At 65.9% G+C, this 23889-nt stretch carries 24 protein-coding genes and 2 pseudogenes; 14 read left to right on the forward strand and 12 right to left on the reverse strand.

The window, feature by feature from the left end:
• The first annotated feature begins 228 nt into the window (after positions 1–228).
• Together kdsA and AC3RCC_RS16145 are read left to right on the forward strand one after the other, a co-directional pair.
• Complete coding sequence (kdsA, locus tag AC3RCC_RS16140) at positions 229–1098, forward strand: 3-deoxy-8-phosphooctulonate synthase (RefSeq protein ID WP_291640028.1); 870 nt, start codon at positions 229–231, stop codon at positions 1096–1098.
• Positions 1091–2296 carry an MFS transporter gene (locus tag AC3RCC_RS16145; RefSeq protein ID WP_492255895.1) on the forward strand — a complete coding sequence of 402 codons (1206 nt, stop codon included), beginning with the start codon at positions 1091–1093 and terminating at the stop codon, positions 2294–2296. The genes kdsA and AC3RCC_RS16145 overlap by 8 nt, the downstream gene beginning before the upstream one ends.
• Before the next feature lie 54 nt (positions 2297–2350).
• Here AC3RCC_RS16145 and queF read toward each other — a convergent pair whose 3' ends face one another.
• Positions 2351–2806, reverse strand: a complete 456-nt coding sequence (gene queF, locus AC3RCC_RS16150; RefSeq protein ID WP_066468859.1) for a preQ(1) synthase — start codon at positions 2804–2806, stop codon at positions 2351–2353.
• A 226-nt stretch (positions 2807–3032) separates the two neighbouring features.
• On the opposite strand from queF, the gene eno reads away from it, so the two are divergent.
• Both eno and AC3RCC_RS16160 read left to right on the forward strand, forming a co-directional pair.
• Positions 3033–4316 carry a phosphopyruvate hydratase gene (gene eno / locus AC3RCC_RS16155; protein ID WP_492255896.1) on the forward strand — a complete coding sequence of 428 codons (1284 nt, stop codon included), beginning with the start codon at positions 3033–3035 and terminating at the stop codon, positions 4314–4316.
• A 90-nt stretch (positions 4317–4406) separates the two neighbouring features.
• Complete coding sequence (locus tag AC3RCC_RS16160; protein ID WP_291633078.1) at positions 4407–5324, forward strand: DMT family transporter; 918 nt, start codon at positions 4407–4409, stop codon at positions 5322–5324.
• Here AC3RCC_RS16160 and AC3RCC_RS16165 read toward each other — a convergent pair.
• From AC3RCC_RS16165 to AC3RCC_RS16175, 3 genes are all read right to left on the reverse strand, one after another.
• Positions 5298–6089: a hypothetical protein gene (locus AC3RCC_RS16165; protein WP_492255897.1), complete on the reverse strand. Its 792-nt coding sequence runs from the start codon at positions 6087–6089 to the stop codon at positions 5298–5300. The two genes, AC3RCC_RS16160 and AC3RCC_RS16165, sit on opposite strands and share 27 nt — an antisense overlap.
• Positions 6086–7210, reverse strand: coding sequence for a tRNA guanosine(34) transglycosylase Tgt (gene tgt, locus AC3RCC_RS16170; protein ID WP_291645319.1), 1125 nt, complete (start codon positions 7208–7210; stop codon positions 6086–6088). The genes AC3RCC_RS16165 and tgt overlap by 4 nt, the downstream gene beginning before the upstream one ends.
• A 146-nt stretch (positions 7211–7356) precedes the next feature.
• Entirely contained in the window at positions 7357–7707 is a 351-nt protein-coding gene (locus AC3RCC_RS16175) for an ArsC family reductase (RefSeq protein ID WP_291645318.1), read from the reverse strand.
• A gap of 204 nt (positions 7708–7911) precedes the next feature.
• Between AC3RCC_RS16175 and AC3RCC_RS16180 the strand changes: the two genes are divergently transcribed.
• A complete protein-coding gene (locus AC3RCC_RS16180) occupies positions 7912–8496 on the forward strand; it encodes a phosphoribosyltransferase family protein (protein WP_492255898.1) in 585 nt (194 codons plus the stop codon).
• A gap of 15 nt (positions 8497–8511) precedes the next feature.
• Here AC3RCC_RS16180 and AC3RCC_RS16185 read toward each other — a convergent pair whose 3' ends face one another.
• The 3 genes from AC3RCC_RS16185 to AC3RCC_RS16195 form a co-directional block, all read right to left on the reverse strand.
• Positions 8512–9087, reverse strand: a complete 576-nt coding sequence (locus AC3RCC_RS16185) for a 2'-5' RNA ligase family protein (protein ID WP_492255899.1) — start codon at positions 9085–9087, stop codon at positions 8512–8514.
• Between the two features lie 117 nt (positions 9088–9204).
• Entirely contained in the window at positions 9205–9465 is a 261-nt protein-coding gene (locus AC3RCC_RS16190) for a hypothetical protein (protein WP_492255900.1), read from the reverse strand.
• Positions 9466–9472: 7 nt separating this feature from the next.
• Positions 9473–10252 (reverse strand): DUF899 domain-containing protein, encoded by a 780-nt coding sequence (locus AC3RCC_RS16195; protein WP_492255901.1) that lies wholly within the window; start codon positions 10250–10252, stop codon positions 9473–9475.
• Between the two features lie 118 nt (positions 10253–10370).
• Between AC3RCC_RS16195 and AC3RCC_RS16200 the strand changes: the two genes are divergently transcribed.
• Together AC3RCC_RS16200 and AC3RCC_RS16205 are read left to right on the forward strand one after the other, a co-directional pair.
• The gene (locus AC3RCC_RS16200) at positions 10371–11591 is read left to right on the forward strand and encodes a helix-turn-helix domain-containing protein (protein WP_492255902.1); all 1221 of its coding nucleotides are present in this window, start codon (positions 10371–10373) and stop codon (positions 11589–11591) included.
• Between the two features lie 48 nt (positions 11592–11639).
• Complete coding sequence (locus AC3RCC_RS16205) at positions 11640–12269, forward strand: Vgb family protein (RefSeq protein WP_492255903.1); 630 nt, start codon at positions 11640–11642, stop codon at positions 12267–12269.
• Between the two features lie 35 nt (positions 12270–12304).
• On the opposite strand, the gene AC3RCC_RS16210 is transcribed toward AC3RCC_RS16205, so the two are convergent.
• Entirely contained in the window at positions 12305–13534 is a 1230-nt protein-coding gene (locus AC3RCC_RS16210) for a benzoate/H(+) symporter BenE family transporter (protein WP_492255904.1), read from the reverse strand.
• A 112-nt stretch (positions 13535–13646) separates the two neighbouring features.
• Between AC3RCC_RS16210 and pdxR the strand changes: the two genes are divergently transcribed.
• The 3 genes from pdxR to AC3RCC_RS16225 all read left to right on the forward strand — a co-directional run bounded on the left by pdxR (position 13647) and on the right by AC3RCC_RS16225 (position 16590).
• Entirely contained in the window at positions 13647–15134 is a 1488-nt protein-coding gene (pdxR, locus tag AC3RCC_RS16215) for a MocR-like pyridoxine biosynthesis transcription factor PdxR (RefSeq protein ID WP_492255905.1), read from the forward strand.
• Between the two features lie 361 nt (positions 15135–15495).
• Entirely contained in the window at positions 15496–15969 is a 474-nt protein-coding gene (locus AC3RCC_RS16220; RefSeq protein WP_492255906.1) for a helix-turn-helix transcriptional regulator, read from the forward strand.
• A 39-nt stretch (positions 15970–16008) separates the two neighbouring features.
• Positions 16009–16590 (forward strand): DUF6088 family protein, encoded by a 582-nt coding sequence (locus AC3RCC_RS16225; protein WP_492255907.1) that lies wholly within the window; start codon positions 16009–16011, stop codon positions 16588–16590.
• Positions 16591–16707: 117 nt separating this feature from the next.
• On the opposite strand, the gene AC3RCC_RS16230 is transcribed toward AC3RCC_RS16225, so the two are convergent.
• Positions 16708–17859, reverse strand: coding sequence for a DUF6551 family protein (locus AC3RCC_RS16230; protein WP_492255908.1), 1152 nt, complete (start codon positions 17857–17859; stop codon positions 16708–16710).
• A 178-nt stretch (positions 17860–18037) separates the two neighbouring features.
• Between AC3RCC_RS16230 and AC3RCC_RS16235 the strand changes: the two genes are divergently transcribed.
• From AC3RCC_RS16235 to AC3RCC_RS16250, 4 genes and pseudogenes are all read left to right on the forward strand, one after another.
• Positions 18038–18280: a type II toxin-antitoxin system Phd/YefM family antitoxin gene (locus AC3RCC_RS16235; protein WP_492255909.1), complete on the forward strand. Its 243-nt coding sequence runs from the start codon at positions 18038–18040 to the stop codon at positions 18278–18280.
• Positions 18280–18705 carry a type II toxin-antitoxin system VapC family toxin gene (locus AC3RCC_RS16240; protein WP_492255910.1) on the forward strand — a complete coding sequence of 142 codons (426 nt, stop codon included), beginning with the start codon at positions 18280–18282 and terminating at the stop codon, positions 18703–18705. Before AC3RCC_RS16235 ends, AC3RCC_RS16240 begins: the two co-directional genes overlap by 1 nt.
• Positions 18706–18747: 42 nt before the next feature.
• Positions 18748–19587: a protein NO VEIN domain-containing protein gene (locus tag AC3RCC_RS16245; protein ID WP_492255911.1), complete on the forward strand. Its 840-nt coding sequence runs from the start codon at positions 18748–18750 to the stop codon at positions 19585–19587.
• Positions 19588–19712: 125 nt separating this feature from the next.
• Positions 19713–20668: pseudogene (locus AC3RCC_RS16250) on the forward strand (IS630 family transposase).
• A gap of 75 nt (positions 20669–20743) precedes the next feature.
• On the opposite strand, the gene AC3RCC_RS16255 reads toward AC3RCC_RS16250, so the two are convergent.
• From AC3RCC_RS16255 to istA, 3 genes and pseudogenes are all read right to left on the reverse strand, one after another.
• On the reverse strand, positions 20744–21262 hold the full coding sequence (locus tag AC3RCC_RS16255) for a M48 family metallopeptidase (protein ID WP_492255912.1): 519 nt from the start codon (positions 21260–21262) through the stop codon (positions 20744–20746).
• 33 nt (positions 21263–21295) lie between these two features.
• On the reverse strand, positions 21296–22090 hold the full coding sequence (gene istB, locus AC3RCC_RS16260) for an IS21-like element helper ATPase IstB (protein ID WP_492258793.1): 795 nt from the start codon (positions 22088–22090) through the stop codon (positions 21296–21298).
• Positions 22080–23613, reverse strand: a pseudogene (gene istA / locus AC3RCC_RS16265) (IS21 family transposase). The gene istB and the pseudogene istA overlap by 11 nt, the downstream one beginning before the upstream one ends.
• Between the last annotated feature and the right edge of the window lie 276 nt (positions 23614–23889).

The following is a 23889-nucleotide window of genomic DNA, read 5'->3' on the forward strand; positions in this document are numbered from 1 at the left end:
GGCAGATTGCGAGCCGGATCGATATCGCCACGGCCACGGATCTGCGCAGGCCGCATGTCCGGCTCCCAGCCAGGGGCTCAGAGGGCGCCGACTGCTTGACCTGCGAGGCGGACAGGCCCTAGAGCGCGGGACGCGTCGCAGGATGATGCCGCGCAGGTGGCAGAGCAGCCGGATCTCCCAGCCCGGCGCCTCGGCCCTCGGCACATCCGAAAGCAGGATCAAAAAGCCATGAGCGCCAACGCCATCGTCACCGCCGGCGCCGATCTCGCCCAGCCGGTCCGCTTCGGCAACGCCCTGCCGCTCGCCCTGATCGCCGGCCCCTGCCAGATGGAAAGCCGCGAGCACGCATTGGAAGTCGCGCTGGCGCTCAAGGACATGGCTGCCGAGCTCGGCATCGGCCTTGTCTTCAAGACCTCCTTCGACAAGGCGAACCGGACCAGCGTCAAGGGCCAGCGCGGAATGGGACTGCAGGCCGCCCTGCCCGTCTTTGCCGAGATTCGCGAGCGCACCGGCTTGCCGGTGCTGACCGACGTGCACGAAGCCGGCCAATGCGCCGCCGTCGCCGAGGTCGTCGACATCCTGCAGATCCCCGCCTTCCTCTGCCGCCAGACCGACCTGCTCGTCGCGGCCGCCGCGACCGGCAAGATCGTCAACGTCAAGAAGGGCCAGTTCCTCGCTCCCTGGGACATGGTCAATGTCGCCGCCAAGGTGACCGAGAGCGGCAACCCGAACGTGATGCTGACCGAGCGCGGCGCCTCCTTCGGCTACAACACGCTGGTGACCGACATGCGCAGCCTGCCGATCATGGCCGAGATCGGCGCGCCGGTGATCTTCGACGCCACCCATTCGGTGCAGCAGCCCGGCGGCAAGGGCGCCTCCTCCGGCGGGCAGCGCGAATTCGTACCGGTTCTGGCGCGGGCGGCGGTCGCGGTCGGCGTCGCCGGGGTCTTCATCGAGACCCATCCCGATCCCGACAAGGCGCCGTCCGACGGGCCCAACATGGTGCCGCTGCGCGAGTTCCCCACCCTGATCCGGCAGTTGCAGGAGTTCGACCGCGTCGCCAAGCGCATCCCGCAGGTTGCGCCGGCCCATGGCTGAGGCGGCGCAGCCGCAGCCCGCCCCCGGCTCTCTCAAGGCCCTGATCCTCGTCCTCGGGGCCTGCGGCTTCGCCTCCACCTTCACCATGCGGATCCTCGATCCGCTGGTCCCGACGCTGGCGAGCGAATTCACGCACAGCGTCCCTCAGGTCGCCGCGATCGCGACCGCCTTCTCCTTCGCCTATGCCGTCGGCCAGCCCTTTCTCGGGCCGGTGGCCGATTCCTTCGGCAAGCTGCGCACCATCTCGACCTGTCTGCTCCTGCTCGCCACGCTCTCGGCAGCGGCGGCGTTCGCCTGGTCCTTCGATGCGCTAACGGTCATGCGCACCGCGGCCGGCATCGTCGCCGGCGGCGTGATTCCGGCGGCGATGGCGGCGATCGGCGACCGAGCCCCGATGGCCGAGCGCCAGGTCCAGCTCGGGCGCTTCCTCGTTTTGATGATCGTCGGCCAGATGGCGGGGGCAGCCTGCTCAGGCCTGATCGCCACGCATATCGGCTGGCGCGGCGTCTTCCTGGTCGCCGGCGCGCTCGCCGCCATCGCCGGCATCCTGGTGATGGTCGTGCTGAAGCCGCGGCCGGACGCGCAGCGCCCGAAGCTGAGTTTTTCAGGCGCGCTCGCGCGCTACGCCACCGTCTTCGCCAACCCGCAGACCAAGGTGCTCTACGGCCTCGTCATCGTCGAGGGGGCGCTGGTCTTCGGCATGCCGCCCTATGTCGCGGCGATCCTGCAGGAACGGGCGGGCGTCGGCCCCTCGCAGGCCGGCATCGTCATCGCCGGCACCGGGCTCGGCGGCATCGTCTACGGCATCCTGACGCGGATCCTGGTCGAGCGGCTCGGCCCGGCGCGGATGACCACGGTCGGCGGCGCGCTGATGGCGCTGGCCTATTGCCTGTTCGCACTGCCGATGCTGCCCTGGTGGAGCGCGATCGCCATCTTCATGCTGAGCGGCTTCGGCTTCTTCCTGATGCACGGCACCTTCCAGGCGCTGGCGACAGAGCTTGCGCCGAGCGCACGCGGCTCGGCGGTGGCACTGTTCGCCTGCGCGCTGTTCTGCGGCCATGCGCTCGGACCGCTGCTGATGGGCACGGCCCTGCATCTGTTCGGCACCAGCGGCGCGATCCTGTCCTTCGCCGCGGCGGTCGGACTGCTCGGCCTCTTGGTGCCGCGGGTTCTCTCGCTGGGCGGCAGCCGGACGTAGGCGCCACCGTCGTCCGGGACGTCGCATGGCGCGGCGCCCCGGAATGACGACCTCTCAGCGCCCGCGATAGGGCGCCACGCCTTGGTCGGGCAGCCACAAGCCTTTGGGGGGCTCGCCGGTCTGGAAGAAAACATCGATCGGGATGCCGCCGCGCGGATACCAGTAGCCGCCGATGCGGAACCATTTCGGCTGCAGCAGCTCGACCAGCGTCTTGCCGATATTGACCGTGCAGTCCTCGTGGAAGGCGCCATGATTGCGGAAGGCGCCGAGATAGAGCTTCAGCGACTTCGATTCGACCAGCCAGTCGCCGGGCAGATAGTCGATCACCAGAATGCCGAAATCGGGCTGGCCGGTGACCGGGCAGATCGAGGTGAATTCCGGGCAGGTGAAGCGGGCGAGATAATCCGTGCCGGCATGCGGATTCGGCACGCGGTCGAGGCGGGCTTCCTCCGGCGATTGCGGCAGGGCGCTGGCCTGGCCGAGCTGCAGGGTCGAGGCATCGAGGGTCATCGTCGCTCCAATCGACATCCATCCCGCCTCCTGATGGGCACGCGAACGCGCGCGGCTCAAAGGATCAGAGATGCTTCAATGAGACCGCCGGTGGGCGGCATCCGGTTCTTTTCAAGCGCGGCTTGTATCGCCGACGCCCTGCAAACGCCACCACCCCTTCCCGTCGCCCCTGCTCTTGTCTAGAAGCGCGGCATCCATCCGTTCCCGCCTCTCTCCGGAGTCCGCCATGACCGCGATCATCGACATCATCGGCCGCCAGATCCTCGATTCCCGCGGCAACCCGACGGTCGAGGTCGACGTCATCCTCGAAGACGGCTCGATGGGCCGCGCCGCGGTTCCCTCGGGCGCCTCGACCGGCGCGCATGAGGCCGTCGAGCTGCGCGACGGCGACAAGAGCCGCTATCTCGGCAAGGGCGTTCAGAAGGCGGTCGAGGCGGTCAATATGACCATCGCCGAGGCCCTCGTCGCCATGGACGCCGAGGACCAGGTCGCCATCGACGAGACGATGATCGAGCTCGACGGCACGCCCAACAAGAGCAAGCTCGGCGCCAACGCCATTCTCGGCGTCTCGCTCGCCGTCGCCAAGGCCGCCGCCGACGCCTCCGGCCTGCCGCTCTACCGCTATGTCGGCGGCACCCAGGCCCGCGTCCTGCCCGTGCCGATGATGAACATCGTCAATGGCGGCGCCCATGCCGACAACCCGATCGACTTCCAGGAATTCATGGTGATGCCGATCGGCGCACCCTCCTTCGCCGAAGGCCTGCGCATGGGCGCGGAGATCTTCCACACGTTGAAGAAGGCGCTCCACGACGCCGGCCACAACACCAATGTCGGCGACGAGGGCGGCTTCGCTCCCAACATCAAGTCGGCGGAAGCGGCGCTCGACTTCGTCATGCAGGCGGTCGAGAAGGCCGGCTACAAGCCCGGCGAGGACATCGCCCTGGCGCTCGACTGCGCCGCGACCGAGTTCTTCAAGGACGGTGCCTATGTCTATGCGGGCGAACGCAAAACCCGCGATCCCAAGGCGCAGGCCAAGTACCTCGCCAAGCTCGTCGGCAGCTATCCGATCGTCTCGATCGAGGACGGTATGGCCGAGGATGACTGGGAGGGCTGGAAGGCGCTGACCGATCTCGTCGGCGACAAGTGCCAGCTCGTCGGCGACGATCTCTTCGTCACCAACGTCACGCGCCTGTCGCAGGGCATCAAGGCGAAGACCGCCAACTCGATCCTGGTCAAGGTCAACCAGATCGGTACGCTGACCGAGACCCTGGCGGCTGTCGAGATGGCCCAGCGCGCCGGCTACACCGCGGTGATGTCGCATCGCTCGGGCGAGACCGAGGATTCCACCATCGCCGACCTCTCGGTCGCGACCAATTGCGGACAGATCAAGACCGGCTCGCTCGCCCGCTCCGACCGGACCGCGAAGTACAACCAGCTCCTGCGCATTGAGGAGGAGCTCGGCGACCAGGCGATCTATGCCGGCCGCTCCGCCCTGAAGGCGCTCGCCTGACGACTTTTTGTGCACCGCAACGCGAGCGGCGCGCACGGCCCATGCGGCAAACCCACTAACGAACACCATGCTCCGGCGCTAAGCCGGAGCATGCATCAAACAGTGCCGCTTTCCGACGCGAAGATCCGCCTTCGGCGTCGGCTGGCATTCGGCGGCATGATGCTCGCCATGCTGATCTTCGGCGCGAATTTCGTCGTCAGCCGGCATGCGGTGCTCAACGGCCTGAGTTCGCACGACATATTGGCGCTGCGCTTCGCCACCGCCGGCCTGTTGCTGCTCCCGACCTTCATCTCAGCTGGCATCACCTCCTGCGCCGGGATCGGCTGGCCACGCGGGCTCGCGCTCGCCGTGATGAGCGGCTTCCCGATGAGCTATCTGATGATGACCGGCCTGACCCTGGCGCCCGCCGCGCACGGGGCGGTCATCGGTCCCGGCACCGTAACGGTGATCGGCATCGTCGGCAGCGTCGTGCTGTTCGGCAGCAGGCTGACACGCCCGCTCGTCATCGGCGTCCTGGCAGTGCTCGTCGGCCTCGCCTGTCTCGGTATCGCCGGGACGCGCCAGACCAGCGACACGATCCTCCTCGGCGATCTCTGCTTCCTGGGTGTCGGGCTGATCTGGGGCGGCTATCCGCTCGTCGTCCAGCTCTGGCGCGTCGACGCGCTGAAGGCGACCGCCGTCGTCTCGGTCCTGTCGATGCTCTATTTGCCCTTCTATTTCCTGTTCTTCTTCCGCGGCTTCGACGTCGCTCCCTGGTGGGTTCTGGCAGCGCATGCCATCAATCAGGGCGTCCTCAACGTCATCGTCGGCCTGTGGATCTGGAGCTGGTCGGCGCCGATTCTGGGTTCGGCGGTGATCGGCCGCTTCCCGCCGATGATTCCGGTGATCGGCACGCTGCTCGCCATTCCGGTGCTCGGCGAGATCCCGAGCGGCCTGCAGATCGGCGGCATCGCCATGATCATTGCCGGGCTGTTCGTCGCCTCATGGCGCCGCACGGCGGCGCGCTAGACCCATCAGCGCCAGGTTCCAGCCGATGCTGACGCAGAGGCCGAGCGCCAGGGCCGGCCATGACCCCAGCGCCGGCGCGGCAAGGTGCACCACCGCCAGCGCCCCGCCGAAGCCGAGAAAGCCGATGGCGGAGTTGGCGATCACCGCCGCCGAGGCCGGCCCGCCGATCCGCGGTTGGAGAATGACGACCAGGCTCGAGAGCACGATCGGCATCCCGGCCATCACGCCGGACCAGGTGGGGCCGACCTGCGCGCTGACCGTGCTGGCGACGCCCGCCAGGGTAGCGACGGCCGCCGCGCGCAGCGGGATCGCGAACCAGACGCGTTTGGGCGGCACGGCGGGACGGGCCTGCCGATAGGGACCCAGCAGGTGATTGAGCAGGAGGAAAACCGGCGGTGTGAGCGCCAGAAGAACCAGGAACGGTGGCTGGCTGGCGCGAAACAGCAGGATCGCCGCCGACCAGCTCAGCAGCGCGGCCCCAAGGCTGACGACGAGGCCAAAGCGCTGCGCCAGCGGCACATAGGCGAGCAGAAAGCCGCCATTGGCGAGATTGGTCGCCATGCCGGCGAGCGCGCTCGCCGCGATGAAGGCCGGATCATGCTCCAGAGCGAGGAAGACATAGACCGGCCCCGCCGAGATCGGCAGGGTCGCGATCATCGCAGCCAGGAAAGGGCCGCTACGCTCGGCGATGACCGAGCAGCCGACGACGATGCCGGCGGCGATCGCCATCTTCAGGGCGAGCAGCGCAAGCCAGGGCTCGATCACGCCGGCTCGCCCCGCTCCCAGCCCAGCTTAGTCTCGGCGATGAAATCGCCCAGCCGGCCGGCCGCGATGGCGCCCCGGAGCCCGGCCATCAGATCCTGGTAATAGGCGAGGTTGATCCAGGTCAGCAGCATCTTGCCGAGCATCTCCTCGGCCTTGACCAGATGGTGCAGATAGGCGCGCGAATAGCTGTTCGCAGCCGGGCAGCTCGATTGCGGATCGATCGGCCTGACATCCTCGGCATGCTTGGCGTTCTTCAGGTTCATCCTGCCGAAGCGCGTGAAGATCTGGCCGTGGCGCCCGGCCCGGGTCGGCATCACGCAGTCGAACATGTCGACGCCGCGGCGTACCGCCTCGACGATGTCATCGGGCGTGCCGACGCCCATCAGATAGCGCGGCTTTTCCTGCGGCATATGCGGCTCGACCGTCTCGATCATCGCCAGCATCACCTCCTGCGGCTCGCCGACCGCGAGCCCGCCGATGGCGTAGCCCTTGAGGTCCATGGCGGCGAGTTCGCGCGCGCTCTCGACCCTCAGGGCAGGCACGTCGCCACCCTGCACGATGCCGAACAGCGCCCTGCCCGGCTGTGTGCCGAAGGCCGCCTTACAGCGCTCGGCCCAGCGCAGCGACAGCCGCATCGCCTTCTCCGCGACCTTGTGCTCGCAAGGCAGGGCGACGCATTCGTCGAGCTGCATCACGATGTCGGAACCGAGCAGGTTCTGGATCTCGACCGAGCGCTCCGGCGTCAGCACATGCTTCGAGCCGTCGATATGCGAGCGGAAGGTCACGCCCTCTTCGGTCAGCTTGCGCAGATTGGCGAGCGACATCACCTGGAAGCCGCCTGAATCGGTCAGGATCGGGTGCGGCCAGTTCATGAATTTGTGCAGGCCGCCGAGCCTGGCAACGCGTTCGGCGCCGGGGCGCAGCATCAGATGATAGGTGTTGCCGAGCACGACATCGGCGCCGAGCGCCTTGACCTGCTCGGGATACATGCCCTTGACGGTCGCGGCCGTGCCGACCGGCATGAAGGCGGGGGTGCGGATCACGCCGCGCGGCATCCGGACCTCGCCGGTGCGCGCCGCGCCGTCGCGGCCGAGCAGATGGAAGCTGAAATCTGTTGTCATTTCGCCGGCCTAGCCCAGGCCGGCGCTCTACGGAAGAGCGATTACGCCGACCGTCATTGCGAGGAGCGCAGCGACGAAGCCATCCGGAGACGGCAAAGCTCTATGAGACTGGATTGCTTCGCTACGCTCGCAATGACGCCCCAGCTCTACCGCTTGGCGAAGGCGGCAGCGTAGGCGTCCGGCTTGAAACCGAGCAGGCGACGCTCGCCGATGTCGAGCACCGGGCGCTTGATCATGGTCGGCTGCGCCAGCATCAGAGCAACGGCCTTGTCGGCATCAAGCTCCTGCTTCTCCGCCTCCGGCAGCGCCCGGAAGGTCGTGCTGGCCTTGTTGAGCACCTTCTCCCAGCCGAGTTCGCGGCACCAGGCCTCGAGGCTCGTCTTGTCGATGCCGGAGACACGGTAATCATGGAAGGCGTAGGGAATCTCATGCGCCTCGAGCCAGCTCCAGGCCTTCTTCATCGTGTCGCAGTTCCTGATGCCGTAGAGCGTAACCATCGTCGCGACTACCCCTGATTGCTGTCGGCGCGGGCGTGGCATGGCGGCCGTCCGAGATCAAGCAGGCGAGCAACGAAGCATCGGCGTGGCAGGTGCCCATATCGGGCTTCGAGTGGCGCCGACGACCAGCCATCTCTCGCGTTCCGTCATCCGATCGGCAAGGATGGCATGTATCGGGCGGGCGGAGAAACGCATGGACGCGTCATGATCGATCAACTGCGACAGGCCGCGAAGCGCGACGAGGAGCTCGATATTCCGTTCCGCTCCTGGAAGAACCATCCGGCCGCCGGGGTGGATTTCCCCGACCTCTCCATCGCAACCAGCGAAGCGGCCCGGATGCGCCCCATCGTCGATGCGCTCGCGTCGCGAATACCGGCCCATGTCGAGGTGCTCGCGGGAATCGACATTGGCGGGCTGGGGCTCGCCGGAGCGCTGGCCGATCGTAGCGGCCTCGGCTTCATCGACATTCGCAAAGTCGATTCGCTGCGCAACGAAGTGATGCGCAGCATCATGGCGAACTACGAACTCGGCGAAGGCATGGTGATCTCGAAGGGCGCCCGGCTGGCGGGCCGCCATGTCGCGATCGTCGACGACTGCCTGATCTCGGGCGGTACGGCGCTGGCGACGGCGCGGCTGATCCGCCGGCTCGGCGGCCATTGCGACACGGCACTCTTCGTCTTCGCGATCGAGGGCATGGGCGGCCGCGAGCGTCTCGCCCAAAGCGGCATCATCGCAAAGGTGCTGCGCACTGTCCCGCAAACGGCGCCGGAGGCAGCGGAGAGTGCCTGAGGAGTGCGGGCGCGCTTACCCGCCACCCAGCGGCCAGCGGGCCAGATGGTGGTGCCGGGCTTCGCCATTGACGCTGTGCACCAGCACGAAGTCGTGCACCGTCCAGCGCAGCGGCGGGATGCCGGCCTCCAGCACGATCTGCTCGTCATAGAGCATGGTCAGATGCGGATTGAACTGGCGCCTGACCGGGAGTTCGCATGCGGCCATGGCGCGCCTGAGCCCGGCCTGCAGCCAGCCCAGCGCCGGCAACCCTTCGCTGCTGGCGAGGACCAGAGGCTGCTTGCGCGCGCCCAGGCTGAAGCTCACGGCATGATCGAAGCCGACATCGAATGGCTGGCAACGAACCTGGTCGCCGACAGCCAATAGCGAGGACAGCACCTCGTCCGGCGCCGGACCGGGCGCACCGACGCCGCAGAGCGAGATATGGTAGCGGTCCCGCCCGATGATCGGTCCGCGGAGGTCGTGGGCTCTCCGAATCCCGTCGGCGATGCAGGCGATTGCCCTGGTCGCCTCGGCGGTCGGCAGGATGGCGAAGAAGTAGCGATTAGCGGGCTGGCGAAGCCGATACCTGCCCGGTTCGGCCATGAACATGTGCCTCTCCTCGGTTGCGCCCTTGCGAGAAAAAGAACATAAAGAGAACATATGTGCAAGAGCCCGACGCGTCGGGCGAGCTCGCAGCAAGGCGAGCCCTCCTGCCTGTTGCCTGCCTCAGGCCGAAGCAGCGGCACTCAGACCGGCGGCCAGCCTGAGCCAAGGCGCCAGATGGAAGACGCTCATCAGCAGGTACATCGCAGCCATGCCGTAGATCGGGCCGGCGCCCGGCATGGCCGGGCACAGGACCGTCGGCGCGCTGCTCTCGAAGACCAGCGCGAGCAGGCCCATGGTGGCGAAGGTCGGCGCCGCGGCCAAGGCCAGCCAGCCGGCTGCACCGAGGGCGACGGCACCGAGGGCACCGGAGCGGCTTTCCATGACCGCCTCAGCTCCGTTCATACTCGTCGTGGCGCCGCCACCACGGACCGTTCGCCTCGTTGCGGCCCTTGGGAGCCCGGTCGAGCCAGGGATACATGCTCCAGATGCCGTCGACGCCGCGCGCATAGGTCGAATAGGTGTGGTAGACGACGCCATCCTCGATCACGAAGGCGCTCACTCCCGGCCGCTCGCGCGTATAGCTCGCCACATCGGTGCCAGTCGTGGCGGCGAAGCGCTCAGTCACCGAGGCGCTGTCGCCTTCCAGACGCGAACGCCATAGGAAGGCCGGCTCGCGCTGGAAATTGTACTCGATCGAGCCGTCGCGCTGCTGCTGCTCGGTGAAGGAGACGTTGAAGTCGAAACTGAAGGCACCGTCCGAGGACGAGGCCCAGGGGAAGCGCCAGCCCATGCGCTGCCTGTAAGCCATGAGCTTGGCCAGCGGCGCGCGGGAGACCGCCATCAGCGTCACGTCGTGATTGGCGAGGTGCACGGCGACGCCGTCGAAGCCATCGGCGATGGCCGAGCAGGATGGACAGCCCGCCTTGTAGTCGGGCCCGAACATGAAGTGGTAGACGAGGAGCTGCGAGCGCCCCCGGAACAGCTCTGCCAGCGCGGCCGGACCCTCCTCGGTCTCGAAGCGGAATGCCTTGTCGATACGGACCCAGGGCAGTTGCTGGCGCTGGCGGGCGAGTTCGTCGCTGAGCCGCGTCAGCTCCTTTTCCTTGCCGAGCAGTGCGATGCGCGCTGCGAGCCATTCGTCGCGGGAACCGGTCGGATGCGTCGTCATCGATCTTGTCTCCTGTCGTCGCCTGTCCTGCGCCGCGGGTTTCGTGGCGGAGCGGCGTCGCCTTGTTGGTAGTCGCCGGCCGTGAGACGCTGGGAGTGACAAGTTTGGCGGGATCTGAATGGACTCGATGATCACGGCCGCGGCGCGTGCGCTGGCGGCGGGCGATCTGCTCGGCGTGCTGAACCGCGTCGCGCTGCGCGAGGACCCGCCGGCACTGGCCTTGCGCGGCATCGCCATGGCCCGGCTCGGCGACTTTGCCCGCGCCAAGGCCTTGCTGCAGAAGGCGGCACGCGGCTTCGGGCAGAGGGAAGCGGTGGCCCGCGCGCGATGCGTCGTCGCCGAAGCCGAGATCGCCCTGGTCTCGCGCGATCTCGGCTGGCCGGCGAAGGTGCTCGAGGCGGCGCAAGCGGTGCTGGAGCAACATGGCGACCGGCTGAATGCCGCCCATGCTCGGCATCTTTCGGTTCGCCGTCTCCTCCTGATCGGCCAGCTCGACCAAGCAGAGCAGGCGCTGGCCGGGATCGACCCGAGCCCGTTCCCGGCTGCCCTGCAGGCTGCGCATGCACTCGTCATTGCCGGAATCGCGATCAGGCGGCTGCGGACGCAGATCGCCCACGACGCGTTGGCGCAGGCCGAACGCGCCGCCCGCCAGTCCGGTATCGACGCCCTTATAGCCGAGGTCGAGAGCGCGGCGGCCCTGCTGCGCGCTCCGGCGGCACGGTTGATCGCACGGGGCGAAGCCAGGTTGCTCCGGCTCGAAGAGGTCGAAGCCCTGTCTGCGACGGACGCGCTGATCATCGACGCCTGCCGGAACAGCGTGCGGAGCAGGAATGCGGCGGTCTCGCTCGCGACGCGGCCGGTGCTGTTCTCGCTGGCGCGTGCCCTCGCCGAAGCCTGGCCCGGCGACGTGCCGCGCAGCGTCCTCGTCACACGGGCCTTCCGGGCAAGGCAGGTCGATGAATCGCACCGCGCCCGGCTGCGGGTCGAGATCGGGCGGCTGCGCGCCGAGCTCAGGGACTTGGCCGCGATCGATGCGACAGCCGACGGTTTCGCCATGGTTCCTCGCCACGGCGCCGAGATCGCCGTTCTCGCCCCGCCCGTCGAGGAACGGCATGCGGCGCTGCTCGCCCTGCTTTCAGATGGCGAGGCGTGGTCGAGCTCGGGCCTCGCGCTGGCACTCGCGACCAGCCCGCGCAGCGTGCAGCGCGCGCTCGAGGTGCTCACCTCGGCAGGCCGGGTCCAGTCGTTCGGGCGCGGGCCGGCGCGGCGCTGGGTGACGCCGCCCGTGCCGGGGTTCCCGACAGTGTTGTTACTCCCGGCCTCTTCGCCCGGCAGCTAGAACGGCAGGCGACAGCAAGGTCGCAAGCACCCGTTCCGGAGACGCGCCATGAAACGATCAGCAGCCGAGATCATCCGCGAATACGGCCCCTTCCCCGACATCGACGGCGTTCACGGCGTCTCCTATGACGGCCGGCATGTCTGGTTCGCGACCGACGGCAGGCTGAACGCGCTCGATCCCGAAAGCGGAGCGACTGAACGCTCGCTCGATGTCGCCGCCGATGCCGGCACGGCATTCGATGGCCGCCACCTCTTCCAGATCGCCGAGGACCGCATCCAGAAGCTCGACCCGCGGACAGGCACCGTATTGGCGACAATCCCGGCGCCGGGGGGCGGCAGTTCCGGGCTCGCCTGGGCGGAAGGGACGCTCTGGGTCGGCCAGTATCGCAACCGCAAGATCCATCAGATCGACCCGGAAACCGGCGCCATCCTGCGCAGCATCGAGTCGAACCGCTTCGTCACCGGCGTGACCTGGAGCCATGGCGAGCTCTGGCACGGCACCTGGGAGAACGACGAGAGCGAGCTCAGGCGCGTCGATCCGCGGACCGGCGCGGTGCTCGAGCGCCTCGACATGCCGGCGGGCACCGGCATCTCAGGCCTCGAGGCCGATGGCGGCGACCGCTTCTATTGCGGCGGCGGCAAGAGCGGCGTGCTCAGGGCGGTACGGCGACCGCGCTAGATGGCGACCAGGCGCGGGCATGGTCGCCCCAGCCATTATTTCCCTGCGCCCTGCCCTGTGAGGATTTCGGCACGCGCACGCTGCGGCAGACGACCGTTCAGGATGAGATGCGCCGCGAGGCCGATCAGCAGGCCCCAGAATGCTCCGCCGATGCCGAGCAGCTGGATGTTCGCGGCCGAGGCCAGGAAGGTGATCAGAGCCGCCTCGCGGGACGCGGGATCGGCCATTGCGCCGGCCAGGCTGCCGCCGATCGTGCCGAGCAAGGCAAGGCCGGCAAGCGTCGTGATGAAGGTCGCAGGAAACGCCATGAACACCGCCGCCAGCGTCACCCCGAACACCCCGACGAGGATATAGGCCACGCCGGCCGCGATCCCCGCGATCCAGCGCTTCGACGGGTCCTCATGCGCCTCCTTGCCGGTGGCGATCGCCGCCGTGATCGCCGCAACATTGAAGGCATGGGAGCCGAAAGGCGCCATCAGCAGCGAGCCGAGCCCGGTCACGGTGACGAGCGGATCGGCGCTGGTCTTGAAGCCGTCGTTCCGCAGGACCAGCATTCCCGGCATGTACTGGCCGGTCAGGGTGATCAGGAACAGCGGCAGCGCGACGCTGAGCAGCGCGTTGAGCGAAAATTCCGGCATGGTGAAGACCGGCGCCGCGAACTGAAGCCGCAAGCCGGACAGGTCCACCCTGCCCTGCAGCAGCAGGAAGACGAGGCCGAGCACGAGTATGCCGACCACGGCATAGCGCGGCGAGCAGCGCTTCAAGGCGAGATAGGCGAGGACCAGAAGGCCGACCAGCAACGGATCGACGCTCGCGCCGCCGAAGGCGCCGATGCCGAATTGCAGCAGGATTCCGGCGAGCAGCCCCGAGGCGATTCCGGGCGGGATCAGGCGGATGACCCTTTCGAACCAGCCCGACAGGCCGAGCGCGACAAAGGCTGCCGCGGAGACGATGTAGGCGCCGACCGCCTCGGCATAGGGCGTGGTCGCGAGCGCGGTGACGAGGAAGGCGGCAGCGGGCGTCGACCATGCCGTGATGATCGGCTCGCGATAGCGCCAGCTGAGGACAAGCCCGGTCACGCCGACGCCGATCGAGACCGACCAGACCCAGGAAGCGGTCAGTTCTGGGCTGAGGCCGGCGACCTTCGCTGCCTGGAAGACCAGGATGAAGGTGCCGCCATAGTTGACGATCACCGAGATCAACCCCGCGACGACGGGATGCATGAGGTCGTTGAGGCGGCTGGAGGGCGCGGAACCGGACGGCATGATCGTGACAGGTCTTCCAAGAGATGGGGCGCAGGCGCTGCGGGGCACGTTGACAACTAGCCGATCAATGGTCTGACAATCCCAACCACTTCCGAAGAGAGGCCCAGACCATTTGTTCAAGCGTTCGCAACTGGAATCGGTGAAAGCCTGGCTGGCCCATCCCGCCCATGCGGGGCTGCCGCTGCATGCCAGGATCCAGCGTGCGATCCGCCAGCTCATCCTCGACGGCACCCTCGGGCGCGGAAAGCCGCTGCCGGCCTCGCGTGCTCTGGCGCGATCGCTCGACCTGTCACGCGACACGGTCGAAGCCGCCTATGCGCAACTGCATGCCGAAGGCTTCATCGACCGCCGGGTCGGCAGCGGCAGCTTTGTGGCGGAGACGTCGGAACTCGCGCCCGGCCGCCGGCAGTGGCGGCGCGCGGCGCCCCGGCTCAGCCAGGCGCCGAACCTTAGCCGGCGCGGCGAGGCGATATTCCGCAGCGGCGGCGTGCGCGAGCTCCTGGCACCACGGCCCTTCGCGCCGGGCATACCGGAGACGCGCAGCTTTCCCCTCCGGCTCTGGGAACGCCTGGAACGGCAGGTGCTGAAGGAGGCCGGCACGGCGGCGCTGCTGCATGCCGACCCGCAAGGCGTCGAGCCGCTGCGGCGGGCGATCGCCGACTATGTGAATCTCGAACGCGGCGCCCATGCCACGCCCGACCGGGTTCTGGTCCTGACCAGCTCGCAGCAGGCGCTGGCACTGTGCGCGAGCGTGCTGCTCGACGCGGGCGAGCGCATCTTCATCGAGGACCCCGCCTATTACGGCGCGCGCAAGGCCTTCGATGCCGCCGGGCTCGATTGCGTCCCGATCCGGCTCGACCATCAGGGCCTGCTGGTCGACGAGATCATTTCCGAGCCACGCCGGGCCCGGGCCGTGTTCCTCACCCCCTCGCACCAGTTCCCGAGCGGCGCGACATTGGCGCTCGATCGCCGCCTGGCGCTGATCGAATGGGCGAACCGCCATCAGGCCTGGATCATCGAGGACGATTACGACAGCGAGTTCCACTATGCCGGCAAGCCGACCGCCTGCGTGCAGGGGCTCGATCCGCATGAGCGGACCATCTATATCGGCACCTTCACCAAATCGCTCTTTCCGGGCCTGCGGATCGGCTATGTCGTGCTGCCGCGCGAGCTCGTCGAGCCGATGACCGTGGCGCGCACGCTGCTCGACGGCCATTCCGCCCCGCTCGCCCAAATGACGCTCGCCCGCTTCATGGAAGGCGGGCATTTCGGCGCGCATGTCCGCGCCATGCGCGGCATCTATGCCGAGCGCCTCGGCCTGCTGTCCGGCCTCGTCGGCAAGCATCTTGCGGGAATCGCCGAGGCGCAGGTGCCGGCCGGCGGGCTGCAGATGCCCTGCCTGCTGAAGTCCGGCCTGCCCGAGCGTGCCGCCATCGACGCTGCACGCCATGCCGGCATCGCGCTGCTGGGATTGTCGTCCCTCTACGCCGCCGGCGACGGCAAGCCCGGCTTCCTGATGGGCTTTGCCGCCTATACGCCGAGCGAGATCGAAGAGGCGGTCGGGAAGCTGGCGACGGCGCTACAGGCGGCGAAGCGCTGATGGCCGGGCGGCCAAGGCCGCCCGGTGCGGCTCACCGGACGGTTCGACGCGCCGTCCTCATTCCCACTCGATTGTTCGGAAAAGTGCCAAACAATTGAATTTGCTCATGAAAATATTTTCCCGTCCAAGTACTACCGGCTCGGGACCCGTCAAAATTCTACGGTCTTGATTTCGTTGACGAATTTCCGCCAACCCCTGGAAGCCATCTATCGACTACTATCGGCTCTCGAGACGTCTTTCCAAGCCTGACGTTCGAAGCACAAGGGTGTCCAAAAGTACCGTCAGGCCTCCATCCAACGATAGCTGCGCGACCAGGGAAAACCGAGTCTGCATCAAACCTCCTCCAACAACGGAGGAAAAAATGACCAAGAAGCCAAGCCGCGTTCGCATCCTGACGATGTCCTATCAGGATGACGACGATAGAGACCCGACGGGATACGCCGGCCCCGCCACCGTGCTGACCGGCCTGCCACGAACGATCAGACGCCACGAACTCCGGCTGATCGTACCGCTCGCGGACAGCACCATCTACGAAATGGAAAAGCGTGGGGAATTTCCTCGCCGCTTCAATCTCACGCCGCGGTGCGTGGTGTGGGACCTGGAAGAGGTCGAGGGGTGGCTGGAGCAGCGCCGCCAGATCTATCTCGAGGGCCGGGCGAAGATCGCGCCCGGGCCAGATGTCCGGCAGCGCAAAACTAGGCCAGTGAAGGGACGGACGGCTCGCCGAGCTGAAACAGGGACCACCGCATCACACCGATGCGGTGGTCTCAATCGCCTCTACCAGGAGGTCACCGCGACGTCATTGTATGTCAGAAGAAGATACCATATTTTCTGACGCATGGATCAGCCAAGTTCCTCGACACCCGACAAGATCATGGCACGCGCCTTGGCCAGCGGGCGAGGAAGCGTGTTCACGCCCAGCGACTTCCTGGACCTCGCCGAGCGCTCTGCTGTCGATCAGGCCCTCTCTCGCCTCGCAAGGAACGGCAAGCTGCGCCGTCTGGCACGAGGCCTCTATGATCTACCCAAGCTCCATCCCAGGCTCGGGCCTCTTTCCCCGAACCCGGATGACGTCGCACGTGCATTGGCGCGGGAGACAGGATCAAAAGTGCAGACCACCGGCGCCCGCGCGGCCAATCTGCTCGGACTGACAGTCCAAGTGCCGGCTCAGAGCAACTATCTGACCGACGGGCCGTCCCGGCGCGTTGTCCTCGGGAAGCGCGTGGTCGACCTGCGTTATGCCTCGCCCAAGCATCTGATCCTGCCGGGAAGCGCGGCGGGCACCGTTGTGCAGGCTCTTCGCTATCTCGGTCCGGCGGGAGCAGATGATGTCGTTCGGATCGCCGCGCAATCATTGTCTGCGGCCGCTAAGAAGAGACTAGCAGCGTCCATCTGTCAGGCGCCAGCCTGGATGCGGCCGACGCTGCTGAAGATCGCACCGATTGCTCCTGACTAAGGCCATTCTGTGCAACCCTGAGCGCAGAGTGGATTGGACGGTTCGTTCAACCCAGGCATGTCGTGATGAGAAATGTCGCACTCGGGATCCCGAGTGCGACACGACCAGCTCTGGAAGCTACACCAGCCCCGGGCTTTCAGCGCCCTTCACCTGGTTCAACCCTTCGAGAATGGCGGAGTGGACGGCAACCGCGCGAGAATCGCCGCCGCTAAGGCCGCGCACGATCTCGCCCAACGACTGCATATCGAAATGCCGTAGCGTGGGCACCACGTCATCGGGATCGAAGCTTTCCGGCGGATTTGCGAAGAGCTTGGTCAAGGCACCGAATATCGATGCACCGTAAGTAAGGGGACGGCCCTCATAGGCTTCAGCTATGCTGGTGAGGGCAGCGGATACGATCGCCGGGCCATGTCGTCGCAACGCGGTCGCGATTGAAGAGGTGAAGGCGACCTCTCCCGCCTTCCACGCGGTGGACGAGGTGTTGCGGGCCATTCTCAATCCGGCCTCAGTCACCAGCCTCTGGATCTCGACGGCGTCCTCGTCGGCCGCAGCCAAGGCGGCATGGAAATCGTCCAGGCGATTCATCGGCTTGCGGGCACGATTAGCGACGATGAACATTCGGGCTTCATCTTCAGGGCTGTTGTAAGTGAAAAGACAGCACGGCAAATGCGGCAGGTCACCTCTTCGCACAGCCGCCGCCCAGCGGTGCTGCCCGTCTATGATCAGCTTCGATCCATCCGGACGTCGCGAGACGACGAGTGGAGCACAGAGGCGCCAATCGAAATTGGCGGCGATGCTCGCGATAAGACGGAGAGAACCTTCATTATCGATCGACCGCTGATAGGACTCGTCCACGCTTAGCTCGGTGGTATGTAGCCATTCGATGCTCGCCGGTTTTCCGAAAGGCGCTCGAAAGCCGATCTTGCGCTCGCCTCCACGCCTTCTTTCCTTTCCGGCTTTGCTCTTCGTCCCGAACTGAGCATCCTTGCCTGGACCGATCGCTGTGATCGGCAGCGCAGCCTCTGCCCCAAATCCATCGATCAGTTGCGGGACCTCGTCCGGTGAGCGAGACCAAAACTGGCCCTGGTGCTCGATAACAACATCACCTGGATGGACCCGCGCCGTGCCAACCGGTGTGGTGATGAGAAAGGTGCCGTTGGGTGCGGGCTCGCCGGATATCTGCGTCCTGACCCAATCCGGGATGGACGACCCGTCGTTGGTCCAGTTGCGGACGTCTCCGAGTTCGCAGGCAGTTTGTTGGAGTATCATTCTACATCTCCTGAAAGGCCTACGAGCACCGTGCTGGCGAGCGATCAGGGCGTGCCTCCCGAACATGCAATCTGGATGGCTTGTGACCGTCTTCGACGAAGGACGACGGTGAGAGGACAATGCTGGAATTCTCAAGCCCGATACGCTATATGACTACCTACATGGTCAGGAGCGTGACATGGATGCGATCAATCTGGCGGACGCCAAAGCCCATCTGAGCGAGCTGGTCGACCGGGTCGAAGCAGGCGATTCGATCGACATCACCCGTCGCGGCAAGCCGGTCGCGCGGCTTACCGCCGTGGCCAGACCCCGCAAACCGATCGACGCCGCGCTGCTTCAAATGCTGACGGCAGCGATGCCGCCCCAATCCCAGAGCGCCGCTGATCTTGTCCGATCGATGCGGGACGGCGACCGCTACTGATGCTCTATCTCGACACGTCGCTGATCGTCGCGGCGCTCTCCAACGAAGCGATGACGCCACGCGTTCAGGCCTGGCTAGCCGAACAGGATGCGGCGCAGCTTCTGATCAGCGACTGGACCGTCACCGAGATGTCGTCCGCGATGGCGATCAAGCTGCGGACCGGGCAGATCAGCCTCGAGCAGCGCGCGGCGGCGCTTGCCATGTTCAACAAGCTTGTCGCGGAGAGCTTCACCGTGCTGCCTGTGGCGGGTGGGCAATTTCGAGCGGCGGCGCGGTTTGCCGATCAGCATAGCTTGGGCCTTCGCGCCGGCGATGCACTGCATCTCGCTGTCGCGTCGGAGCATGGCGCCACGGTGCATACGCTCGACCGGCGGCTCGCCGATGCCGGACCGGCGCTCGGTGTGCCGGCGCAGTTGCTGGCATGATCCGGGCCTCATCCAGCTTGGCCGGCTCGCTCGGGAGCTGCCATGGCCGGTGACTGGTCCGACGAGCAGAATGATGCGATCGTCGCGGATTATTTCGCGATGCTTGGCGATGACATCGCCGGGCGGCCCTACAGCAAGGCCGAACATAGCCGCCTCCTACAGGCGGTGATTAGGCGCCCTCGCGGTTCGATTGAATACAAACATCAGAACATCAGCGCCGTGCTCAAGGGGCTCGGTGAGGATTGGATCCCAGGCTACAAGCCGGCCTTCAATTTCCAGGCCTCACTCGTCGATGCGGTGGTGCGCTGGCTCCAGCGTCATCCGGATTGGCTCGCACCAGCCGCGCGGCCGGCAATGGGGGCGTCGCCGTCAGCCCTTCGGGAGGAAGCGATGCTGTGGATCGGCCCGCCACCGACGCACAGCAATGCGCCGCCGCCCGACGAGCTCGAGCAGATGACCGCCATCGCTCGAAAATACGATGTGGCGGAGCGCGATGCCCGCAATCGCGCCCTGGGCCGCGCTGGCGAGGAGCGCGTCCTCGCCCATGAGCGAGCCAGCCTGCTAGCCGCCGGCCGGACCGACCTCGCCGAGCGCATCCGCTGGGTGTCGCATGTCGACGGTGACGGTGCGGGCTATGACATCCTGAGCTTCGACACCGACGGCCGCGATCGGCTGATCGAGGTCAAGACGACCAATGGCTGGGAGCGCACGCCGTTTCACATCACGCGCAATGAGTTGGCCGTTGCCGAGGAGCGTCGAGCCGACTGGCGGCTGGTGCGGTTATGGAATTTTGCGCGGGAGCCAAAGGCGTTCGAGTTGCGGCCGCCGCTGGAGGCACATGTGTCGCTGATGGCGACCAGCTTTCAAGCGAGTTTCTTGTAATGGGCGGTCCAGGTCTGGCCATGACCGCTGCGCCATTTGCCGAGCTAGAGCATCGGACCTGAAATCGGAATCTGTGGGATTCCCCTGAGAGCGGCTTTGTGATTCACCGTTTTTGGAGGTGGATCATGGGTCGCAGCTATTCGGACGATCTTCGCGTGCGTGTTGCCGGCTTTGTCGAGGCTGGTCATTCGCGTCGTGGGGCGGCGCGGCACTTCGGGGTGAGCGAGAGCTTCGCGGTGAAGCTGCTTCAGCGCGCGAGCCGCCTGAAGACGCTGCGCCCTGCGCGTCAGGGACGCCCGCCCGGCAGCAGGCTGGACGCGCACGGCGCCTTCCTGGTGGCGCAGGTCGAGGCCAGGCCCGACATCACCATGCCGGAACTCGCGGCCCGGCTCATGGAAGCGGCAGGGGTGAGCGCGACGCCGGCGGTGCTGTCGCGCTTCCTGTGCCGGCTGGGCTTCACATATAAAAAAAGCGCTGATGGCGTCGGAATGCGCACGCGCTGACATCGCCGAGCAGCGCACGCTCTGGATCACGCGTCGCCAGCCGCTGATGCGGCTCGAGCCTCACCGGCTCGTCTTCATCGACGAGACCGCGATCAACACCAAGATGGTCCGGTTGCGCGGCCGCAGCCTCCGCGGCGAGAGGCTGACCGCCTCGGCGCCTTTCGGGCACTGGCGAACCCAAAGCTTCATCGCCGGCCTGCGTTGCCACGGGCTGACCGCACCATGGATCGTCGACAAAGCGATGGATCGCATCGCCTTCGACCTCTACGTCGAGACCCAGCTCGCCCCGACCCTGTCGAAGGGCGATATCGTCATCCTCGACAATCTCGCCGTCCACAAGAGCGCCCACGCGGCCCGATGCCTCGCAGACAGGGGCGCCTGGTTCCTGTTCCTGCCGCCCTACAGCCCCGACCTCAATCCTATCGAGATGGCCTTCGCAAAGCTCAAGGCCCATCTCAGGCGCTCTGCGGCTAGAACCTTCGACGCTCTCTGGCAGGCCGCCGGAGACATCTGCAACCTCGTCACCCCCGGCCGAATCCAGAAACCTCTTCAGACATGCCGGATATGCATCCGATTAAACGTCCGAGGCTCTAGTCAGGTGCTCACCAAACCTGAGCGCAAACGCGCGACAAGCCAGAATCCGCGCGTTGCCACTATCGAAGCGCTGCCTCCAGCGTTTCTTTCCGCTCCTCCCAATCGGGCATCACCGTCTCAAGCAATGCACGCCATCCATCGCCATGATCGGGGTAGAACGCATGCGCTAGCTCATGGCAGATCACGTAGTCGATCAACCGCAGGCTAGCTCTCACCAAGTCTATGTTCAGTACGACACGTCCACTTGGTGTATAACTGCCCCATCTTTTCGCCATCGGACGAATGACGAGTGAGGGCCGCCTCAGTCCTTTACGAATGAACGGTTCCAAAATGATCTCGAACCGTTGCCGGAGCACCTCACGCGCTCTCAGTCGATAAAACGTCTGAAGGAGACGCCTGCAATGTGGTCGGTCGTCGGGCGCTCTGGCCGCTATAACCATGCGACCGCCGTCGATACGCACATGAGGGTCTTCGGATTTTTCGACCGAAAGCCGATATTGTCGACCCAGCAGAAGGTGCGTCTCACCCGAAATGTACCTGCTGTTGATTTCCGCCGAGAAGTGACCCTGGGTTTCCACTGAGAAGTGACCCGCCCAGATGGTGTTTGTGGTTCAGGTTGCGGTCAAGGTTTTGGCTTTCTCCCTGGCTGGTTTGTCGGGCTTTGCCGAGCTGTTCCTGAAGCGGAAGCTGTCGTTTCCGGTTTCGATGATGTGGCAGTGATGCGTTAGCCGGTCGAGCAATGCGGTGGTCATCTTGGCATCGCCGAAGACGGTGGCCCATTCGGAGAAGCTGAGATTGGTGGTGATGACGACGCTGGTGCGCTCGTAGAGCTTGCTCAGCAAGTGGAAGAGCAAGGCACCGCCCGACGCGCTGAAGGGCAGGTATCCGAGCCCGTCGAGGATGACGAGGTCGGCGTAGGCCAGCCGGCAAGCCATCTGCCCCGCCTTGCCCTGGGCCTTTTCCTGCTCGAGGGCGTTGACGAGTTCGACCGTGGAGAAGAAGCGGACCCGCTTGTGGTGGTGCTCGATGGCCTGGACGCCGAGAGCTGTGGCGACATGGGTCTTACCGGTGCCGGGCCCTCCCACCAGGACGACGTTGTCGGCGTCCCGGAGGAACTCGCAACGATGCAGTTGGCGAACGAGCGCCTCGTTGATCTCACTGCTGGCGAAGTCGAAGCCGTTGAGGTCGCGATAGGCCGGGAAGCGTGCGGCCTTGAGTTGGTAGGCCGTTGATCGGACCTCTCTTTCAGCCATCTCCGCCTTCAGGAGCTGCGACAGGATTGGCACCGCGGCCTCGAAGGCCGGCGATCCCTGCTCCGTCAGTTCGCTGACGGCCTGAGCCATGCCGTGCATCTTGAGAGTGCGCAGCATGATGGTGATGGCGCCGCTCGCAGGGTTATGACGCATGGCGCACATCCTCGGCTTGGCGCAGGGCGTCATAACGTTCGACATTGGCGCGCGGTTCGGTGGTCAGCGTGAGAACGGAAGGGGTTTCGACCGTCGGCGTCGTCAACGGCATGCCGTCGATCAGTCGGTGAAGCAGGTTGATGATGTGGGTCTTGGTCGGCACGCCGGCCTTCAGCGCCAGTTCGACCGCTGTCAGCACAGTGTGTTCGTCATGCTGCAGGACGAGAGCCAGGATTTCGACGACCTCCCGGTCGCCACCCGGGCTTTTGAGCAGATGCTGCTGCAGGGATCGGAAGGCCTGCGGCATCTCGGCAAAGGGAGCTCCGTTACGCAGTGCCCCAGGTTTGCGCTGGACGACCGCCAGATAATGTCGCCAGTCGTAGACCGTCCGGCTGAGACGATCATGCGAGCGGGTGAAGACCCGGCGATGTTCGCCGATCATCTGTCCCTCGGCGACAATGAGGATGCGATCGGGATAGACGCGCAGGCTGACCGGACGGTTCGCAAAGGACGCCGGGACGCTGTAGCGGTTGCGCTCCAGATGGACCAGGCAGGTCGGGGAGACGCGTTTGGCGTGCTCGACGAAGCCATCGAAGGGGCGTGGCATCGCCATCAGGGGCCGGATCTCTTCAGCCCAGATATCGGCAACCGTTCCTGGTTGTGCGCCGTGCGCAGTCTGCGACCACAGTTCCCGGCACCGGATCTCCAGCCAGGTGTTCAGAGCCTCCAGCGACGGGAAGTTCGGCAAAGGTTACCAGAGCCGATGGCGGGCATCCTGCACGTTCTTCTCGATCTGCCCCTTCTCCCAGCCTGAAGCCGGATTGCAGAACTCGGCCTCGAACAGGAAGTGGCTGACCATGGCCGAGAAGCGGATATTGACCTGGCGGTCCTTGCCGCGGCCGACCTTGTCAACGGCCGTTTTCATATTGTCGTAGATGCCTCGCCGCGGCACGCCGCCCAACACCCGGAAGGCGTGGTTATGGGCGTCGAACAGCATCTCATGGGTCTGAAGCGGGTAGGCTCGCAGTGTGAAGGCGCGGCTGTAGGAGAGTTTCACATGAGCCACCTGCAGCTTGGTGCGCTCGCCCGCGATGATCGATCGCCCAGTCCTCCGACCAATCGAACTGGAACGCTTCACCCGGCACAAAGGCCAGGGGGACGAAGGTGCCACGGCCGCTGGTCTGCTGCTCGCGCAGGCGGGCGGCCTTCCAGTCCCGGGCAAAGGCCGCGACCCGATTGTAGGAACCCTCATAGCCGAGCAAAATCAGATCGGCATGCAACTGGCGGACCGTGCGCTTGTGCTTGTGCGACTTGCCGCCTTCGATCCGCAGCATCGCCGAGAGCTTGTCGGCATAGGGATCGAGTTTGCTCGGCCGGTCGGGAACATGAAACCGGGGCTCGACGCTATCCGCACGCAGATACTTGCGAACCGTATTCCGCGAGAGCCCGGTGCGCCGGGAAATCTCACGGATCGAAAGATGATTCCGCCCATGCCAACGGCGGATGACACTCAGTAACTCCATGTCGATCACTCCGAAGTCCCCCGCGTATCCCGCGTGAGACGTGGTCAAAACATGGGTCACTTCTCGATGGAAAAATCCCCGCCTAACGGGTCACTTCTCGGCGGAAATCAACAGATCGCCCCGTACCGTCAAATATACCGTCAGATTTTGCTGCTACCCCCTAAGGAGAGACCGCAAAAACCAAAGAAACCTTATTAAATCAATTTGTTATAGGTAGCCGGCGACCAATTGATGATCGAAGCCCCATGATCAACGGAAGCCCCTGATTTTCCCGCC

Source organism: Allobosea sp. GW823-FHT01F03 (assembly GCF_058798075.1).

Coding starts and splice junctions, on each gene's coding strand:
- kdsA (WP_291640028.1), top strand. CDS start 229: ATGAGCGCCAACGCCATCGTCACCGCCGGCGCCGATCTCGCCCAGCCG.
- AC3RCC_RS16145 (WP_492255895.1), top strand. CDS start 1,091: ATGGCTGAGGCGGCGCAGCCGCAGCCCGCCCCCGGCTCTCTCAAGGCC.
- queF (WP_066468859.1), bottom strand. CDS start 2,806: ATGACCCTCGATGCCTCGACCCTGCAGCTCGGCCAGGCCAGCGCCCTG.
- eno (WP_492255896.1), top strand. CDS start 3,033: ATGACCGCGATCATCGACATCATCGGCCGCCAGATCCTCGATTCCCGC.
- AC3RCC_RS16160 (WP_291633078.1), top strand. CDS start 4,407: ATGCATCAAACAGTGCCGCTTTCCGACGCGAAGATCCGCCTTCGGCGT.
- tgt (WP_291645319.1), bottom strand. CDS start 7,210: ATGACAACAGATTTCAGCTTCCATCTGCTCGGCCGCGACGGCGCGGCG.
- AC3RCC_RS16175 (WP_291645318.1), bottom strand. CDS start 7,707: ATGGTTACGCTCTACGGCATCAGGAACTGCGACACGATGAAGAAGGCC.
- AC3RCC_RS16180 (WP_492255898.1), top strand. CDS start 7,912: ATGATCGATCAACTGCGACAGGCCGCGAAGCGCGACGAGGAGCTCGAT.
- AC3RCC_RS16185 (WP_492255899.1), bottom strand. CDS start 9,087: ATGTTCATGGCCGAACCGGGCAGGTATCGGCTTCGCCAGCCCGCTAAT.
- AC3RCC_RS16190 (WP_492255900.1), bottom strand. CDS start 9,465: ATGGAAAGCCGCTCCGGTGCCCTCGGTGCCGTCGCCCTCGGTGCAGCC.
- AC3RCC_RS16195 (WP_492255901.1), bottom strand. CDS start 10,252: ATGACGACGCATCCGACCGGTTCCCGCGACGAATGGCTCGCAGCGCGC.
- AC3RCC_RS16200 (WP_492255902.1), top strand. CDS start 10,371: ATGGACTCGATGATCACGGCCGCGGCGCGTGCGCTGGCGGCGGGCGAT.
- AC3RCC_RS16205 (WP_492255903.1), top strand. CDS start 11,640: ATGAAACGATCAGCAGCCGAGATCATCCGCGAATACGGCCCCTTCCCC.
- AC3RCC_RS16210 (WP_492255904.1), bottom strand. CDS start 13,534: ATGCCGTCCGGTTCCGCGCCCTCCAGCCGCCTCAACGACCTCATGCAT.
- AC3RCC_RS16220 (WP_492255906.1), top strand. CDS start 15,496: ATGACCAAGAAGCCAAGCCGCGTTCGCATCCTGACGATGTCCTATCAG.
- AC3RCC_RS16225 (WP_492255907.1), top strand. CDS start 16,009: ATGGCACGCGCCTTGGCCAGCGGGCGAGGAAGCGTGTTCACGCCCAGC.
- AC3RCC_RS16230 (WP_492255908.1), bottom strand. CDS start 17,859: ATGATACTCCAACAAACTGCCTGCGAACTCGGAGACGTCCGCAACTGG.
- AC3RCC_RS16235 (WP_492255909.1), top strand. CDS start 18,038: ATGGATGCGATCAATCTGGCGGACGCCAAAGCCCATCTGAGCGAGCTG.
- AC3RCC_RS16240 (WP_492255910.1), top strand. CDS start 18,280: ATGCTCTATCTCGACACGTCGCTGATCGTCGCGGCGCTCTCCAACGAA.
- AC3RCC_RS16245 (WP_492255911.1), top strand. CDS start 18,748: ATGGCCGGTGACTGGTCCGACGAGCAGAATGATGCGATCGTCGCGGAT.
- istB (WP_492258793.1), bottom strand. CDS start 22,090: ATGCGTCATAACCCTGCGAGCGGCGCCATCACCATCATGCTGCGCACT.